The organism is Bacteroidia bacterium, from assembly GCA_033391075.1.
Classification (GTDB): domain Bacteria; phylum Bacteroidota; class Bacteroidia; order J057; family J057; genus JAWPMV01.
This window is the reverse complement of sequence record JAWPMV010000001.1, coordinates 6,438,099-6,454,670: the sequence shown is the minus strand read 5'-3', so window position 1 is coordinate 6,454,670 and position 16,572 is coordinate 6,438,099. Positions and strand designations below refer to the sequence as shown.

Annotated in this window: 12 protein-coding genes; 9 read left to right on the top strand and 3 right to left on the bottom strand. The window is 41.6% G+C overall.

Going from position 1 to position 16,572, the window contains the following annotated elements; genetic code table 11:
* Position 1: 1 nt before the first annotated feature.
* Positions 2 to 1,372 (bottom strand): MATE family efflux transporter, encoded by a 1,371-nt coding sequence (locus R8P61_25815; GenBank protein MDW3650518.1) that lies wholly within the window; start codon positions 1,370 to 1,372, stop codon positions 2 to 4.
* 181 nt (positions 1,373 to 1,553) lie between these two features.
* On the opposite strand from R8P61_25815, the gene R8P61_25810 reads away from it, so the two are divergent.
* The 6 genes from R8P61_25810 to R8P61_25785 all read left to right on the top strand — a co-directional run bounded on the left by R8P61_25810 (position 1,554) and on the right by R8P61_25785 (position 9,876).
* Positions 1,554 to 2,045, top strand: a complete 492-nt coding sequence (locus R8P61_25810; protein MDW3650517.1) for a hypothetical protein — start codon at positions 1,554 to 1,556, stop codon at positions 2,043 to 2,045.
* A gap of 44 nt (positions 2,046 to 2,089) precedes the next feature.
* A complete protein-coding gene (gene nusA / locus R8P61_25805; protein ID MDW3650516.1) occupies positions 2,090 to 3,364 on the top strand; it encodes a transcription termination factor NusA in 1,275 nt (424 codons plus the stop codon).
* Between the two features lie 200 nt (positions 3,365 to 3,564).
* Positions 3,565 to 6,492 carry a translation initiation factor IF-2 gene (gene infB / locus R8P61_25800; GenBank protein MDW3650515.1) on the top strand — a complete coding sequence of 976 codons (2,928 nt, stop codon included), beginning with the start codon at positions 3,565 to 3,567 and terminating at the stop codon, positions 6,490 to 6,492.
* 62 nt (positions 6,493 to 6,554) lie between these two features.
* A complete protein-coding gene (locus R8P61_25795; protein MDW3650514.1) occupies positions 6,555 to 7,355 on the top strand; it encodes a Nif3-like dinuclear metal center hexameric protein in 801 nt (266 codons plus the stop codon).
* An 85-nt stretch (positions 7,356 to 7,440) separates the two neighbouring features.
* The gene (locus R8P61_25790) at positions 7,441 to 8,199 is read left to right on the top strand and encodes a C4-type zinc ribbon domain-containing protein (GenBank protein MDW3650513.1); all 759 of its coding nucleotides are present in this window, start codon (positions 7,441 to 7,443) and stop codon (positions 8,197 to 8,199) included.
* Between the two features lie 204 nt (positions 8,200 to 8,403).
* The gene (locus tag R8P61_25785) at positions 8,404 to 9,876 is read left to right on the top strand and encodes a tetratricopeptide repeat protein (protein MDW3650512.1); all 1,473 of its coding nucleotides are present in this window, start codon (positions 8,404 to 8,406) and stop codon (positions 9,874 to 9,876) included.
* On the opposite strand, the gene R8P61_25780 is transcribed toward R8P61_25785, so the two are convergent.
* A complete protein-coding gene (locus R8P61_25780) occupies positions 9,852 to 10,544 on the bottom strand; it encodes an NAD-dependent deacylase (protein ID MDW3650511.1) in 693 nt (230 codons plus the stop codon). The two genes, R8P61_25785 and R8P61_25780, sit on opposite strands and share 25 nt — an antisense overlap.
* Before the next feature lie 193 nt (positions 10,545 to 10,737).
* Here R8P61_25780 and R8P61_25775 point away from each other — a divergent pair, with 193 nt between their 5' ends.
* A complete protein-coding gene (locus R8P61_25775) occupies positions 10,738 to 11,040 on the top strand; it encodes an SCP2 sterol-binding domain-containing protein (protein MDW3650510.1) in 303 nt (100 codons plus the stop codon).
* A gap of 64 nt (positions 11,041 to 11,104) precedes the next feature.
* On the opposite strand, the gene R8P61_25770 is transcribed toward R8P61_25775, so the two are convergent.
* The gene (locus R8P61_25770; GenBank protein MDW3650509.1) at positions 11,105 to 11,578 is read right to left on the bottom strand and encodes a DUF2147 domain-containing protein; all 474 of its coding nucleotides are present in this window, start codon (positions 11,576 to 11,578) and stop codon (positions 11,105 to 11,107) included.
* 1,222 nt (positions 11,579 to 12,800) lie between these two features.
* Between R8P61_25770 and R8P61_25765 the strand changes: the two genes are divergently transcribed.
* Together R8P61_25765 and R8P61_25760 are read left to right on the top strand one after the other, a co-directional pair.
* Entirely contained in the window at positions 12,801 to 14,072 is a 1,272-nt protein-coding gene (locus R8P61_25765) for a S8 family serine peptidase (GenBank protein MDW3650508.1), read from the top strand.
* A gap of 8 nt (positions 14,073 to 14,080) precedes the next feature.
* Positions 14,081 to 16,213 carry a tetratricopeptide repeat protein gene (locus R8P61_25760; GenBank protein ID MDW3650507.1) on the top strand — a complete coding sequence of 711 codons (2,133 nt, stop codon included), beginning with the start codon at positions 14,081 to 14,083 and terminating at the stop codon, positions 16,211 to 16,213.
* Positions 16,214 to 16,572 lie beyond the last annotated feature (359 nt).

Sequence of the window (16,572 nt, the reverse complement as noted above, 5' to 3'; positions counted from 1 at the left end):
GCTAAGCCAGTTTAGCTTTGCGAGTAAGTTGATGAAAACGAAATACAAGTCCTACGGAAGCGACAAAGAGTCCAAAAACAAATCCATACCATATTCCATTGACCCCCATCTCATAATTGAAAGCAAGTAGATAGCCAACTGGCAAAGCAATGATCCAGTAACTAATGAAAGCCACTATGGTAGGCACACGTACATCCTGCATACCTCTTAGAATGGAAAGACCAACCGCCTGAACCCCATCAAATATCTGGAAAAGACCTCCTATAAGCATGAGTTGAGCAGAGATCAACAATACTTCAACATCATCCACATAGAGGCTGGGCAACCAATTTTTGCCCGTAATAAAAGCAATGGCCGCAAGGAACATGATAAATGCACTTAAATAAATACCTGCAAAGCCTGCTTTTCGCATGCCGGGAAGGTCCTTTCGGCCTAATGCATTGCCGACCCGGATCGCAGCGCCTGCCGCTAAACCGGAAACCAACATATAGGTAGCGCCAGCCATATTGATGACAATCTGATGGGCAGACCTTTCATTTATCCCAATCCAACCTATTATAATAACTGCTCCTCCAAAGGCTCCCACTTCAAAGAAATACTGAAATCCAGAGGGCAAACCGATCTCAAATATTTTCTTCATGATGTCTCCTCGCCATTCTCGAAAATTCAATCGGGGCTTATATATTTTAAATCGAGGCGTATAATTGATATAGATCGCGATAAGTATTAACATGAAAATTCTACTACTCAAGGTACCTATCCCTGCCCCTATCAATTCCAAGCGAGGAAACCCCCAATTCCCGTAAATCAATAGCCAGTTCACTCCTACATTGAAAATCAAGCCGAAAAGCGTTACATACATCGCAGCTTTGGTAAAGGAAAGCCCATCAGAAAATTGCTTATATGCAAGGAAAAGCATCATCGGTATCAGGGAAACATTGATGATGTGTAGATAAGGTGTGCCCAGGCGGACGTCCTGCTCCGGTTGGTCCATATAAGGGAGAAGGTACGTGAGGCCCAGCATAATGAGACAAAGCAATATCCCACTGATCAAGCTGGCCAATACTCCCTGCCGTAGATACAGACCACATTGTGAGACTTCTCCTGCCGCATCTGCTTCCGCAACAAGGGGAGAAATCGCAAAAGTAATCCCGATCCCTAAGACTCCGACAATAAAATAGATGCTGTTACCTAAAGAGGCTGCTGAAAGCAATTCATGACCAATATTTTCAATATTGCCGATCATGATATTGTCGATCACTCCCATAAGGACGAGACCCAGTTGAGCGACAATAACAGGCCCGGATAGATACAGGGTCTCTTTCAGGTCCTTTTTATAAGAATTGAATCCGCGAAGGAGGCTTCTGATCATGGTCTTTCAGGGGTGAGGCGCAAATAACACTCCTTATATCGTGAATCCCAAACACTTCCTCTGAAATAATTTCCTAAGAGCTTAAGATTTTTGAAAATGAAGAAAAAATTCCCTACATTTGCAGCGTCGTGCGAGACTTTAATGACTGAGGGAGTTTCACTCCCTCATTTTTTTGCTAGATATGTTGACAGAAGACTTGCGCAATAAGATCCAGGAAATCGTAGAATACAGCGTCCCAGGAGCTTATTTGGTAGATGTAGTATTGAATAAAAACAAACGGAGAGTTCTCAATATTAAGGTAGATACTGATGCTGGAGTAAGTCTGGCAGAATGTGCAAAGATCAGCCGGAATATTGGAAGGGAACTGGAGGAGGAAGAATCTATGTCTCAACAGTATCTTTTGGAAGTCTCCTCTCCGGGGGTAGGTTATCCCCTCAAGCTACATCGACAGTATACCAAAAATGTTGGCCGCCATCTCAAGATAATTCTGAGTTCTGGCGAAGTCGAAAAAGGTACACTTAAAGCTTTGGATGAAGAAAAACTCATTTTGGGTCCTTTGCCAGAGAAAAACAGGAGAGGCAAAAAAGCTTCCAAAAAGAAAAAAGCAGAACAACCTGAAGACAGAGACATTTTGTTCACAGAAATAAGAGAAGCAAAAGTCATTATAATTTGAGCAGTTATTTTAAGTACGCCTTCAAGGCAAAAGCTTAGACGAAAATGGCAAAAAGAAAAGTAGTAGATCCGAAAATTAACTTGGTAGAAGCATTTACCGAGTTTTCCCGATTCAAAAATATTGATCGGGCAACCTTGATGGGCGTTCTGGAAGAAGTGTTCAGAACGATGATTCGTAAAGAGTATGGATCAGATGAGAATTTCGAGATCATTGTAAATGTTGATAAAGGAGATATTCAGGGCTTTCGTGAGCGGGTAGTAGTAGAGGATTTTGAGCTGGAGGATGAAACTCAGCAAATCCCGCTGAGTGAAGCACTGCAAATCGATGAGGATTATGAGGTAGGAGATGACCTGGCAGAAGAAATCAATTTCTTCTCATTTGGTAGAAAAATCGTTCAGACTGCAAAGCAAACCCTGACGCAGAAAATTCGCGACCTGGAGAAAGCTTCTGTAGTAGAGCAATATGAAGAACTGGTAGGGACGATCATTGTCGGAGAAGTGTATCAGGTTTGGAGAAATGAAATCCTGATCCTTCATGAAGGAAACGAACTTACCCTGCCTCGTACAGAGCAGATCCCCAAGGACCGCTTTCGCAAGGGTGATACCATCCGCGCAGTTGTGCTTGAGGTTACGATGAAGAATAATAATCCGAGGATCATCATCTCCAGATCTTCTGAACTCTTCCTTGAGAAACTATTCGAACAGGAAGTACCAGAAATCTTTGATGGATTGATCAATATCAGAGGGATTGTTCGTGAGCCGGGAGAAAGAGCCAAAGTAGCAGTAGAAAGTTACGATGATCGTATTGACCCGGTAGGAGCTTGTGTAGGGATGAAAGGTAGCCGTATCCACGGTATTGTGAGAGAGCTTCGAAATGAAAACATTGATGTTATCAGCTACACCAGCAATGAGCAGCTGTACATCCAAAGAGCATTGAGCCCGGCAAAAATCTCCAGCATTAAAATTAATGAGGAGGATAATGGAGCCCATGTGTTCTTGAAACCAGATCAGATATCACTGGCAATCGGTAAAAATGGCCTCAATATCAAACTTGCAGGCAAATTGACCGGCTACCAAATTGATGTATACAGGGAGCTTGATCCCGACGAAGAAGACGTAGATCTTGACGAATTTAACGATGAGATCGAACAGTGGGTAATTGATGAAATCAAGCGAATTGGTTGTGATACAGCCAAAAGCGTTCTTTCTCTTTCCAGGGATGAATTGGTACGAAGATCTAACTTGGAGGAAGAAACAGCAGAGCAAGTACTTACCGTACTTAGAGCTGAATTCGATGAAGATAGTAGTAATGATGGTTAAGGAACAGACTATATAATCTGCTATGTTGTAAACTTAACAGAGCATCGGTCTTCCGTACGTTTTTACACTAAAAATATACGTACCACTAGGGCAAGTTTCGGCTTACCCTAGTTCTTATTTTCTGGATTTATCGTAAATTTGAGCCTTAATTCAGGCGAATAAGCATTTTAGCTTATTATTTAGCTGGATATAAATAAAGCATGGCAGGACAGACAAAAAAGTACAGGTTATTTAAAGTCGCGAAGGAATTGAATGTCTCGACTACCTTGATCGTGGACCACCTGAGTGAGAATGGTCATGAGGTAGCGAATACCCCTAACACCAAGTTAGAGGCTGAGCACTATGATATCCTGCTCAAAGAGTTTGCTTCGGAAAAACTCATGAAGGAAAAAGCTGAGCAGCTCTCTGAGAAACGCAAAGAAGAGGTCCGTAGCAACCAAACACCGCCCGAACCGGAAACCCCTGTGGTTGAAGAAAAGGCGCCGGATCCGTTATCTGCGGATGACCTTAGAAACACAATTCAAACCCGGAAAAGAAGAGGTGCGCCTACAGAACCCAAAACAGAAGAACCACAAGCTGAACCAGAAGTAAAAGTGGAAACTCCTCCTGTTGTGGAAGAAGTAGTAGAAACCCCTGCCCCTGTGGTTGAAACTGTCGCTCCTGAGCCAGAAGCTAAAGTGGAACCTCCAAAAGAGGAGACACCGGCTATTGGATTGAAAGTGGTAGATAAAATTGACCTTGATACGATTGGCCCTAAGGGGAAAAGAACCCGGAAAAAAGCCGAAAAGGTCAGCACTTCTGAATCAAAACAGAAGCCAAAAGTAAAAGAACAGCCTAAGGCAGAACCTAAGGTTGAGAAAAAAGCTCCGCCCAAAAAAGAAGTGCCTGTAGCAAAAACAGAACCCGTTAAGGAAGAAGAACCAGCTGCAGAAGTAGAAGAAACGGTAATCAGGGCGGGAGATAATATGCCTCAATTATCTGGTCTGACGATCAAAGGTAAGATCGAATTACCAGGTGCCAAGCCTAAGAAAGAAAAGAATAAGCCTAATCAGGAAGAGAAAAAATCTTCTTCAGGTGGAGATTCTGATGAAGAAGGAGGTGACGCAAATAAGAAGAGAAGAAGAAGACGGAAAAGAAAGCGCAAGTCTGCCGTTAAGGAAGACGTGGGCAAAAAAGGAGGATCAGGATCCGGAGGCCGAGGAGGATCAGGTGGAAAAGAGAAACCTACCCAGAAAGAGGTGGACAAATCCATCCGGGATACGTTCTCTCAAATGGGAAGAGGTGCTTCCAGAAACCGTCAGCGCTTACGTAGGGCAAAAAGGGATGCAGATGCAGAAAGACGTGCGCAGGAGCTTGCAGAACAGGAAGAAGGCGAACGCATCATTGATGTAACAGAATTCATCACGGCAAATGAATTTGCCAACCTTATAGACGTACCCGTCAATGAGATTATTACCAAATGTTTCCAATTGGGAATCATGGTATCGATCAACCAAAGACTGGATGCGGAAGTATTGACACTAATTGGAGAAGAATACGGATTTGATATCAACTTCATCGATGCGAAGGAAACGGAGCTCGAACTGGAAGAAGAGGAAGACGATCCTGCTACGCTTCAACCCCGTTCCCCGATCATTACGGTTATGGGACACGTTGACCATGGTAAAACCACACTGCTTGACCACTTGAGAAAAACTAATGTTACTTCTCAGGAAGCAGGAGGGATCACCCAGCACATTGGTGCTTACCAGGTTAAGTTGGGAAGTGGAAATACAGTTACCTTTTTGGATACTCCGGGTCACGAAGCCTTTACCGCCATGCGTGCAAGGGGTGCCAAAGCTACCGATGTGGTTATCATTGTAGTAGCAGCGGATGATGCTGTGATGCCTCAGACCAAAGAGGCCATTAACCATGCCGAAGCAGCAAGTGTACCTATCGTATTTGCCATCAATAAAATAGACCGTAATGGTGCCGATCCTGAGAGAATCAAAGGCCAATTGGCTGAGATGAACTATCTCGTAGAGGATTGGGGAGGTAAATATCAGTCTCAGGATATCTCAGCCTTAAAAGGAGATGGTGTTGAGGACCTATTGGAGAAAGTGATTCTGGAATCTGAACTCCTCGAACTCAAAGCCAATCCTGATAGATCTGCAGTAGGAACCGTCATTGAGGCAAGGGTAGATAAAGGTCGGGGTAATGTTGCAACCGTTCTGGTTCAGACAGGTACCCTGAAAGTAGGAGACGAAATGGTTGCCGGTATTCACTATGGAAAAGTACGGGCCCTGATTGATCAGAATGGGCAGAGAGTAAAAACTGCAGGTCCATCGGTACCCGTTCAGATGTTGGGACTGGGTGGACACCCACAAGCAGGTGATAAGTTTTACATCTTCGATGAAGATGGGAAAGCCAAAAATATTGCGCAAAAGCGTTCGGAGCTTTATCGTGAGCAGCAGTTCCGTCAAACCAAGCGTATTACGCTTGAAGAGATTGGACGTCGTCGCGCCATCGGTAACTTCAAAGAACTCAACATTATCATCCGTGGTGATGTGGACGGTTCGGTAGAAGCACTCTCCGGATCATTACTGAAACTCTCCAATGATGAGGTTGAAGTAAACATCATCTGGAAAGGTGTTGGTGCTATCAGTGAAGCAGATGTAAACCTCGCGATTGCTTCTGATGCGATTATCCTTGCATTCAACGTTAGGCCTAACTCTCTTGCAAGAGCTTTGGCAGAAAGAGAAGAAGTAGATATCCGCATGTATAGTGTTATCTACGATGCCATCAATGATATCAAAGATGCATTGGAAGGACTTCTTTCTCCGGAAATCAAGGAAGAGATCATTGGTACTGCAGAAGTAAAAGAAGTCTTCAAAGTTACCAAAGTGGGTAATGTCGCTGGATCTCAGTGTCTCAGTGGAAAAATTAAGAGAGAAGAGCCGATTCGCGTCATTCGTGATAGTGTGGTCATCTATGACTCCAAGCTTTCCTCACTCAAGCGTTTCAAAGACGATGTGAAAGAAGTAGTAAGTGGGCAGGAATTTGGTTTCATGGTAGAAAACTACAATGATATCAAAGTCGGAGATGTGCTGGAATGCTACCACGTCAACGAGATTCGCCGTAAACTTTAGATCATTTAGAAAAAATATCCAGATGTCTCTTTTAGAGGCATCTGGAAAATTATATCGTTCTATTGCCTAGCTTTAGAGAAATAGCAGCTGTATTGGAAGATTGGGCGCCCGCCCCTATCGCAGAATCTTACGATAATGTAGGATTACTGGTGGGCAATCCCGATCAGGAGGCTAGCGGTGTCTTGATCAACCTAGACATGACAGAAGCAGTTGTAGAGGAGGCAAAAGCAAAAGGAATAAATATGATCGTTGCCCATCATCCGATATGGTTTAGTGGGAGAAAACGACTCAATGGAGAGGATTATGTGAGCCGAACGATCATTTCAGCTGTGAAGAATGATATCGGCCTTTATGCCATCCATACCAATCTCGACAATATTCGCACAGGAGTAAACCAACGAATTGCAGATACCCTGGGATTGGAAGGCGTAGAATTCCTGAGTGAAAAAAAAGGAATTCTGCATAAAGAGGAGAAGATTGGCTCGGGTATGATCGGAAGTCTGGGATTGGAGATGAGAGTAGATGAGTTTCTCTCTTTGGTTAAAGAAAGATTCCATGCAGGAGGGATTCGATATGCACCCGGCAATAAAGAATTCATCAGACGAGTGGCAGTTTGTGGAGGTTCGGGAAGCTTTTTAACGAGAGAAGCTATCAGGAAAGGTGCAGATGCTTTTGTTACAGCAGATATCACCTATCACAAGTTTTTTGATAATGAAGAGGAGCTCTTGCTCATGGATATTGGACACTATGAGTCTGAGCAGTTTACCTCACAATTAATACATGAATTTTTATCGCAAAAATTTATTAACTTTGCGATCCGTTTATCAGAAGTAAGTACCAACCCGGTCAAATATTTTTCATAACGGAAAAAAGACCCCGGCTCCTTTTACAGGAATGCCCTTAAATTGTATATCAGGAAGGATTAACATAGAATAAAGCAAACAGAATATGAGCAATAACCCTGTTGCAAAAAGACTTAAAGCCATTTCCAAACTTCAGCTCTTAGATTCAAAACTGGATGAAATCCATAGACTCAGAGGGAGCCTTCCGGAGGAAGTAAATGATCTCGAGGACGACCTCCAGGGACTCTTGACTCGTCAGGAGAGAATTGAATCTGATATCAATCGTTTGAAAGATGATATCAAGCAGAGAGAAGTTAAGATCGAAGAGTTTGGTACTCAGATCAAAAAATATGAGTCTCAGCAAATGAATGTGAAGAATAACCGTGAGTATGAAGCGCTGAGAAAAGAGATCGAATATGCCAACCTGGAAATCCTGACTTCTGAGAAAAAAATGCGCCAGTTTGGAGAGCAGATCGAACAGAAGGATGAAATGTTGCAAAAGACTTTGGGCGATGTGCAGGCCAAGAAAGAAGAACTGGATGAGAAGAAAAAGGAACTTGAGGTGATCAAAGAGGAAACCAAAGTTGAGGAAAAAAGATTATTGGCGGAGATTGAAGGTGCAGAAGGAGAAGTAGAAGATCGTATCCTCAATGGCTATCGTAAAATCCGTATGAATATGAGGAATGGATTGGCTGTTGTGAGCACGGATCGTGATGCATGTGGTGGATGTTTCTCTATCATTCCTCCTCAGGTTCATATCGAGCTTAGACAAAAAACTCGCCTGATCCACTGTGAAAATTGCGGACGTATCCTCGTAGATGAGTCCTTTTTCACTGAATTGGAAGAAGGAATGGTTAAAGCCTAATTTCAGGCTGTCAACAGGAAAAGGGCATGAACCAGCTAGTTCATGCCCTTTTTGTTTCTCCCCTCCCCTATCTCAAACCCGTTTCTATGTCTTATTCGGACAGAAAATAGTAGAAATTCTCCGATCTATTTTTCCGTACTTTATCCCATGAGCATAAAGCCAAACAAACAAAAACCAGCTCTACTTCTAGTGCTATGTTGGACTATGCTCCTACCCTTCTCCTCAGTATTTTCTCAATCCATCCTGCAAGAACTGGAAAAGGATTTACAGGAATTTCGGCTCTCGGATGCGGAGGAAAAACTCGCATCTCTGGAAGATGCTAAACTGCGAGCCTATTATCAGTGCAATATTCTGATCTATAAATACTTCAGCACCCAAGAAAGCAAATTTTACACGAGCCTGGATACGTATTTTGATGAGGCAGTAGAGATAATTGAGAATAGCCCTGCCGATCGAATGAAGGAAATATTTTTATCAGATTTGTATGGTAAAAGAGCCGTGATTGCATTTCTCGATCACAACTATTTTCAGGCAATTCGCTATGCGAGGAACTGTCATAAATTGATCGATAAATCCCGCGAAAAATATGGGGATGATATAGAACAAATGAAGATCCGGGGACTCTTCAATGCCCTGTTGGGAGCCATTCCTCGAAAATATCAGTGGATCTCCAATACCCTGGGGTATAAAGGAGATATTCAGCAAGGACGTGTACAACTCGAAACTGCTGCTAAAGAAAGTTCCTATTTGAGACAAGAGGCACTTTTTATCCTCTATTTCGTCGAGAAAAATATGTTCAATGAGACCCACAAATCTCTCGCTCGTCTGCAAGCCAAACGGAAAGAGATTGGAGGGAATATACTCATGGATTTCATTCTGGCCTCCGGTTACCTTAGTACCAAGAATAATAAAAAGGCCCTTGAAGTATTGAATCGAAGAGGCTACTATAGCCGCGAGGGAATTTTCTTTATTCCTTACTGGGATTATCTGATGGGGAAGGCATATTATTATAAAGGAAGTCATGCACTGGCTCAAATGTATTTTTCCCGTTTCCTCAAAGGATATGAAGGAAAGGTTTTCAAAAGCGATGCCTATTTCAGATTAGCGATGTCCTATGCCCTTGATGGGAAATACGAAGAGGGAAGAGTCTTTTTCCTCCGTATAGCTAATGGGAAAAAGGAAGGCTTGGACGAAGATGAGTATGCAAATTTTATGGCGGAAAAATTTGCCCAGAAGGCACCCAATCCTTATCAAATGACCCTTTTTCGTGCCCGTAATCTATTTGATGGCGGATATTTGCAAAATGCGATTTCCCTATTGTCTGAATTAAAGCAGACATCTTTAGCTGAACTCAGTCTGGAAGAAAGGACAGAATTGTACTACCGGTATGGACGAATCTATCAGCAAGAAGGACGGAATCAATTGGCCCTGGCCTATTATGAGAAATGTCGGAAAGAAAGAGAAAGTGAACAAAGTTGGTTGCAGGCATATGCCAGCTATTACTCTGGAGAAATAAAACGAAAGCAAGCTCAGCTAAGTGAGGCAAAAGTATTATACAAAGAAGCCCTTGCGTACAAGGATTATTTCTATCAAAACGGATTGGAAAATCGATGTAAAATTGCTCTGAGTGAGCTCAAAAAGGAACTGAAAAATCAGGCTTCAGCCAGCAATCGCTGAACCAGTTTGGGTAAACCGGTAGTTGCAGGCTCTTCAATGAAGAATACTTCTCTTTCACTATTCAATTCCGGCTTATTGGGATCCACTACACAGATTGGTGTCTCCAGGGGTGCATAGTGTACCAAACCTGCTGCAGGATAGACTACTAAAGAGGTACCAACGATGATTACCAAACTGGCGGTAGCCATGATTTCTATGGCGTCTTCAATTTTGGGAACCTCTTCTCCAAACCAAACAATATGAGGACGTAATTGCCCCCCATCCGGTGCAAGATCACCTCTGTTGATATCTCCTTCAATTTGGACTACATAAGATTCATCAGTAACGCTGCGGGCCTTATTCAGTTCTCCATGCAGATGAAGGATATTAGAAGAACCAGCCTTTTCATGGAGGTCATCCACATTTTGGGTTACAATCCAAACCTCATATTTCTCCTCAAGCTTGACCAATGCCTTATGTCCCTCATTGGGCATGGCTGTCTTTCCCTGTCTCCTTCGCTCATTGTAAAAACGTAAAACCATATCAGGATTTTTCGCAAAGCCCTGAGGAGAAGCTACCTCCTGGATATTATGTCCTTCCCACAGGCCACCATTACCCCGGAAAGTAGATAAACCACTTTCTGCACTAATACCTGCTCCTGTCAATACTACGATTCTTGCTTTTTCCATTGAGAGAATGATTGGAGCCCGAAACTAAGAAAATTATTGCCCGCCATAAAATTATGAGAGAAAATTAACTGGGGCCTAAAAAGGTGTAGGAAAATATAGAAAAAATTAAATTTTCCTATTTTTTTGTTTAAATAACATCTTTATCTTGTGCACGCTTTACATTTAGGTCTTATAACAGATAAAATTTACAACTATGACTTTGGAAGATCTTACTGGAAAGGTCACTGAAATGGCTGCAAATGCCGACGCCCTGGGCTCAACTTTGAAGTTTATGTTTAAAGGAGGAGAAGGCTCAGTGTTCCTTGATGGGTCTGGTGCTGGAAATGTAGTTTCGAATGAAGACAAAGATGCGGATTGTACAGTAAATGTTGATATCGCTGATTTTGCAGAACTACTTTCAGGAGATTTAAATCCTATGACTGCTTTCATGACCGGTAAACTGGCCATTGATGGCGATATGGGAGTGGCGATGAAATTAGGTAACCTCTTCGGTTAACATTGAGAAGATTAAAAAATAAAGGCAGCTTCTAGAAGCTGCCTTTTTCTTTTCTAAAGAAATTTTATTCTTTCCAGCGATACCAGTATTGAGTTCTTCCCAATAAAGCTACACCAAGGTATCCCCTCACTTTCAATTTATCTGCTCCCTTTAGCTCGATATAACAGCTGTACACATTCCCATTTTTTGGATCGAGAATTTGCCCACCTTCCCATTCATCATCATCTTCCTTTTCCAGTCCTTGTAGAATCTCCAGTCCTACTACAGGTTTCATATAGCGTGGATCATCTTCATCACATTCGTCACATACGGGATTGGGATCATCATCAGGAAGAGGAAAAAGCTTGATTATCTTTCCATATAATTTTCCCTCTTTCTCATAGATTTCTACCAGGGAACGTTCTTTACCTGTTTCATCATCTACCGTTTTCCAGGTCCCTATAGGACTTTGAGCCATAAGCGCGGTGAAAGAGGTCGAAAGAATGAAAAAACTGCTAAGGATTAGCAGCATGAAGCCATTTCTGATGTTAATACTCATAATTTATAATAGATAATAGGATCTTAATTGATTTTTTTTCTGATATCTTTTTGACAGAAATAATGCTGTCAGGTCATGGGATGTTAATTCAAACGATCTAAAAGCGAAGAAGTTATAAAAATAAAGTTTGTCTCATTAAGTGCAAGATGAAAAATTTCTGCCCCTTTTCGCTACTGGCATAATCTATGTATTGTAACAATCCATTGGAGATTCTGTTGTAATCATAAAACAGCCTTCGTATTTTTGACAAAAGAAAATGTAGATCTTTGGTTTTATACCGGGATATCATCATAAAGATAATACCCTGCGTGAATGCCTAACTGTTTTTGAACCTAACAGTTATAATTATTGGAGTTGAGCTTTGGTTGGCTAGGGCGGGCCTCAACCTTTTTAAGGATTGCTTCTTCGGAAGACGGAGGATTACCGAATCAGCTGGCGGCTCCATACATGTCTATTAGGGGGTTCATTAACTCCTGGCGTTTATGCGGGTATTTTTTTTTCTTTCAATCCTTCATCTGTGGAAATATTTTGGATAGTCTATCTATATAGATAAGAATTTCTATATATTTTGAACTTCCAATCCTTTCACGATGAAACACCTACTCAGCCTTATTTTATTGACTTTCCTTTTTGCGTGCTCACACAGGCAGGCTGCTAATTATGCCGCCGAAAAAACTACGCCTTTTCATGCAGTAAAATAGAAAGGAGAGGTAATCTTATTGCTTGATTGGAAGTCCGACTTTCTTCTATCATCTCCTTTCAACCCAAGGGTCATTTATTTGAAGGTATGGGAGTAGAGCCGGATTTTTATGTTGAACCTAAATATTACACAGATATTTTAGGCCGTACAGATTGCCAGTTAGACGCAGCAATCGAGTACATCAAAGCAAATCTCTAATGAGATTTTCTGTGTAAGAAAACAAGTCAATATATTGCGAAAAATCGTAATAAATAACTATTTCTGATTTCCAGTAACAAAAATCTCAATCGAAAAAGCTTGTATTTGAAGGGCTTATATACATAATTCTTGGAATAGGCTATCTTCCTTGTATAAATATAATCCATGTAAATAAATGTATGAATAATCGTAATTTTGGATTTGATGCTGGAAACATCTTATTCATATTTGTGGGCGTTACATACAATCACGTGTATTTACATGGTCAAAAATCTCTACATAAGAATTCATGTACCTCTCCTTCTATGTCTTTTGGCAATATCCATGTCTTCCTGTTACACGCCGGATGACTTAAAAAACGATGCGGATGATCCCGCCTTTATTGAAAGCGGTTTGGTAAGCTATGATGGCGATAATCCAGTCATTCCGGGTCAATACATAATATTGTTGAAAGAAGAAGAGGAGGGTGATATTGATTTGGTCCCGGATTCGGAGGGAGAAAGAATGCAAAGATCAAGCGGCGGAGGCCAAATAATATACAAGACCCTTGACAATAGTCTCCAAAGGGGTCAGCATATATTTAAAAGAAATGGATTAGATCAATCCAAAGTAAATCAGGCTTTCGCTGATGATGGTTCTACCTTTATGGCAGAACTGACAGAAAAGGAAGTCCAGAAACTAATGGATGATCCGGATGTAGAGATCGTAGAGGAAGATCGATTGATTGCCTTAAGTCTGGAACCTTTAATTCGGACACCTTTTATTCCCAGTGATGAAAATACGGGAGGAAAAGGAAATGTCCCAAATGCCAAAAAAGATGGGGATGGAGATTTTGAAACATATGGAGTAGAGCGTCTGGGAGGTTCGGTGAATTTTGAAAATTCTGAATACTGGAAGGACAGATTTGTATGGATCGTAGATTCTGGAATAGATACTGACCATCCGGATCTCAATATTGTTCATGCCTACTCTGAAAGTTTTGTGGGTAGAACATCCTATGAAGATTTTCATGGGCATGGAACACATGTAGCAGGAATAGTTGCAGCAAAGGACAATGGTTTTGGAACTGTGGGAGTAGCCGCAGGTGCCAGAGTAGTTGCTATAAAAGTCCTGGACGATAAAGGAAAAGGAAAAGTATCCAGCATTATATCAGCTCTGTATTATATAAAAAGACATAGCTTACCCAATGATGTGGTAAATATTAGTGTCGGAGGAAAAAGCAGTCGGGCTATAACTCGCCTGGTGAAGCGTTTGGGAAGAAGAGGGGTACATGTAGTATGTGCTGCAGGTAATAAAGGCAAGGATGTGAGAGAAACTTCCCCCGCAAACGTAAACGGAATCAATGTATATACTGTTGGCGCGATTGATTGGAATGATATCTACACAGATTACTCCAATTATGGGGATGGCCTTGACTTAGCTGCTCCTGGAGAAGGAATACTTTCCACGCATCTGGATGGCAAGTATGCATATATGAGTGGGACTTCTATGGCTGCTCCTCATGCTGCTGGAGTTATGGTCCTCACAGAAGGCTTTTATAACACAAGTGGGCAAACCTGGGCACACAATAGATACCTCAATGTGGTCAGTAGATAGATTCTGAAATGAAATATTGCTTTAGCCTACTTTACATTCTACTTCTGTCACTTTCCTCCTTCGCTCAAAATGAAAAAATTGAGCAATGGGAAAATGCCCTTACAGACATTACTTCTGATACACAGCAAGTCATGCTGTTGCAGAAGCTCGCATGGGAATGGAAAGACGCTGACCTGACTAAAGCTGATGAGTATGCAGATAAAGCGATTTATTTAGCCGAGGAGATAGGATTTATTCACGGCCAGGCCAAATCATATAAGACCAAAGGGGTCCTGCATTGGTATAAAGGGGAAATGGATGAAGCCATTCAAACCTTCCATACAGCTCTGGATAAATTTGAAGTTGTAGGGGATAAAAAAGGCCAGGCCAATATTTACAATAATCTGGGACTCGCTCAACAAATGGGGGGCGACTACTCTCAGGCAATAGATTACTTGAGTCAGGCTTACAAAATCCGCACAGAGATCAATGATCTGGAAGGTATAGCTACCTCATGCAACAATCTGGGGGTTATCTACCAGATGCTGGGGGCATATGATTATTCTCTCAACAACCACCTCCGAGCTCTTGAGATTTATGAGTTCTCAAATAATGATAAAAATAAAGTTCGCTCCCTTCTGAATATCGGAAACATCTATGCAATCATGGAAGATCATGAAAAGGCTCGTCTTCATTTTGAGCAAGCCCTTGATCTCCTGAATGGAGGAGATGATAAAAGAGGATTAGCAGATGTATATTCAAATTTGGGAGAGAATAGTTTTTCTCTGAAGGCATTTGAAGAAGCATTGGGTTTCTTCCAAAAATCTCTGGATTTACGGACAGAACTTGAAGACCCTGTCGGGATGAGGGAATCTCTTACGGATCTAGGCAAAGTACTGGACCTACAAGGGAAAGGCGGGAAAGCCCGAGCGGCCCATGAACAAGCGCTTCAGCTTGCAAATGAGATAGAAGATCCCCGTTCACAATTAATAGCTTTACTCTTTTTAGGAGAGCACTTGAAAAAAGGAGAGAAGCTCGATCTTGCCCGAGACCATTTGGAAGAAGCTTTGCAAATCGCTAAAGAAATCGGGAGCAAAGCAGAAGCTGCCAAGACGCATAGGCTTTTGGCGGAATATTTTGAAGACAAAGGAGATACAAAATCTGCTCTTCAAAACCAGATTGCATATGCAGATATAAGAGATGATATATTCGATGAGGAAAAAGCGCAGTCCTTGAGGAGAATGCAAATCGTGTATGAGACTGAAAAGAAGGAAACTCAAATTCTGGCGCTGGAAGAAGATTACTCAGAAGCAGTTTTTGAGAAATATAGCCTCTTGGTACTCATGGTAATCATCCTGCTTTTTGGAGTATCATGGTTTCTCTTTTACCGTTTTAGGTCGGAAGCAAAAAACAGCAAACTGTTGTATGAAAAAAATCGAGAGATTGAGTTTCACAACCAACAACTTGCGATTAGCAATGCTGACCTCGAACAATATGCCTATGTTGTTTCTCATGACCTGAAACAACCTTTACGCACGATAGGCTCTTTTGCGGGCCTGCTGGAACGTAGATATAAAGAGAGCTTGGATACGGAAGGTAAAGAATACATAGACTTTATTACCAAGGGGGCAAAGCAGATGCATCAACTGCTGACCGATTTGTTGAATTATTCTCGCCTGGATACTAGCGATCGGATGGAGGAGCTGAATTTAAATGATGCACTCAATCTTTCCATAGAAAACCTTCGTGAACAAATAGAAAAAACAAAAGCCATCATCATTTCAGATGAACTGCCACGCATTACGGGTAATATGGGCTCTCAGGTTTTGCTTTTTCAAAACCTCCTGAGCAATGCCATGACCTACTCAGGTGGAAAGCGTCCTGAAATCGAAATTACTTACCAGGACCAGGGGGATTCTCATTTAATCAGTTTCCAGGATAACGGAATCGGAATAGAAGAAGCCTATATGGATAAAATCTTTACGGTATTTCAACAACTCCAGGGAAGAGATGAATATGGGGGAACGGGTATCGGACTCTCAATATGCCAAAAGGTTGTCCTTAGGCATAATGGAAAGATCTGGCTTGAGTCAAGAAAAGGGGAAGGAAGTACTTTCTTCGTAAATCTCCCTAAACAAAGAGTACCCCTGGCCTTCAGTTAAGGAGAAAAGCTACAATAGCATTAACATAATTTTTTAAGAATACTGTGTCATCGCCGAAATCCATTGAGGTTTCGGCTTTTTTTGTTTGCCCCCTACCCTATTCTGAATAAAATGAGACAGCTCCCGAATATTTCTAAGTAACTCTCCGCTTCAGATCCGTAAAAATTTCAAGTACCTAGCTAATAATTCTCCACCCAAATTTGATATTTCTTAGCTTCTGCCTGCAGGTTATTTCAATTTTTCGTACAAAAATAACCCTATTATCATACCCAATCTCTCTCTACTTGATCTCTATTTTTATGAGTAAAAATATATTGATATAAACAACTGTAATTCAGTGTGTTATGAATTGTTCTTGT

Coding starts and splice junctions, on each gene's coding strand:
- R8P61_25815 (MDW3650518.1), bottom strand. CDS start 1,372: ATGATCAGAAGCCTCCTTCGCGGATTCAATTCTTATAAAAAGGACCTG.
- R8P61_25810 (MDW3650517.1), top strand. CDS start 1,554: ATGTTGACAGAAGACTTGCGCAATAAGATCCAGGAAATCGTAGAATAC.
- nusA (MDW3650516.1), top strand. CDS start 2,090: ATGGCAAAAAGAAAAGTAGTAGATCCGAAAATTAACTTGGTAGAAGCA.
- infB (MDW3650515.1), top strand. CDS start 3,565: ATGGCAGGACAGACAAAAAAGTACAGGTTATTTAAAGTCGCGAAGGAA.
- R8P61_25790 (MDW3650513.1), top strand. CDS start 7,441: ATGAGCAATAACCCTGTTGCAAAAAGACTTAAAGCCATTTCCAAACTT.
- R8P61_25785 (MDW3650512.1), top strand. CDS start 8,404: ATGCTCCTACCCTTCTCCTCAGTATTTTCTCAATCCATCCTGCAAGAA.
- R8P61_25780 (MDW3650511.1), bottom strand. CDS start 10,544: ATGGAAAAAGCAAGAATCGTAGTATTGACAGGAGCAGGTATTAGTGCA.
- R8P61_25775 (MDW3650510.1), top strand. CDS start 10,738: ATGACTTTGGAAGATCTTACTGGAAAGGTCACTGAAATGGCTGCAAAT.
- R8P61_25770 (MDW3650509.1), bottom strand. CDS start 11,578: ATGAGTATTAACATCAGAAATGGCTTCATGCTGCTAATCCTTAGCAGT.
- R8P61_25765 (MDW3650508.1), top strand. CDS start 12,801: ATGTCTTCCTGTTACACGCCGGATGACTTAAAAAACGATGCGGATGAT.
- R8P61_25760 (MDW3650507.1), top strand. CDS start 14,081: ATGAAATATTGCTTTAGCCTACTTTACATTCTACTTCTGTCACTTTCC.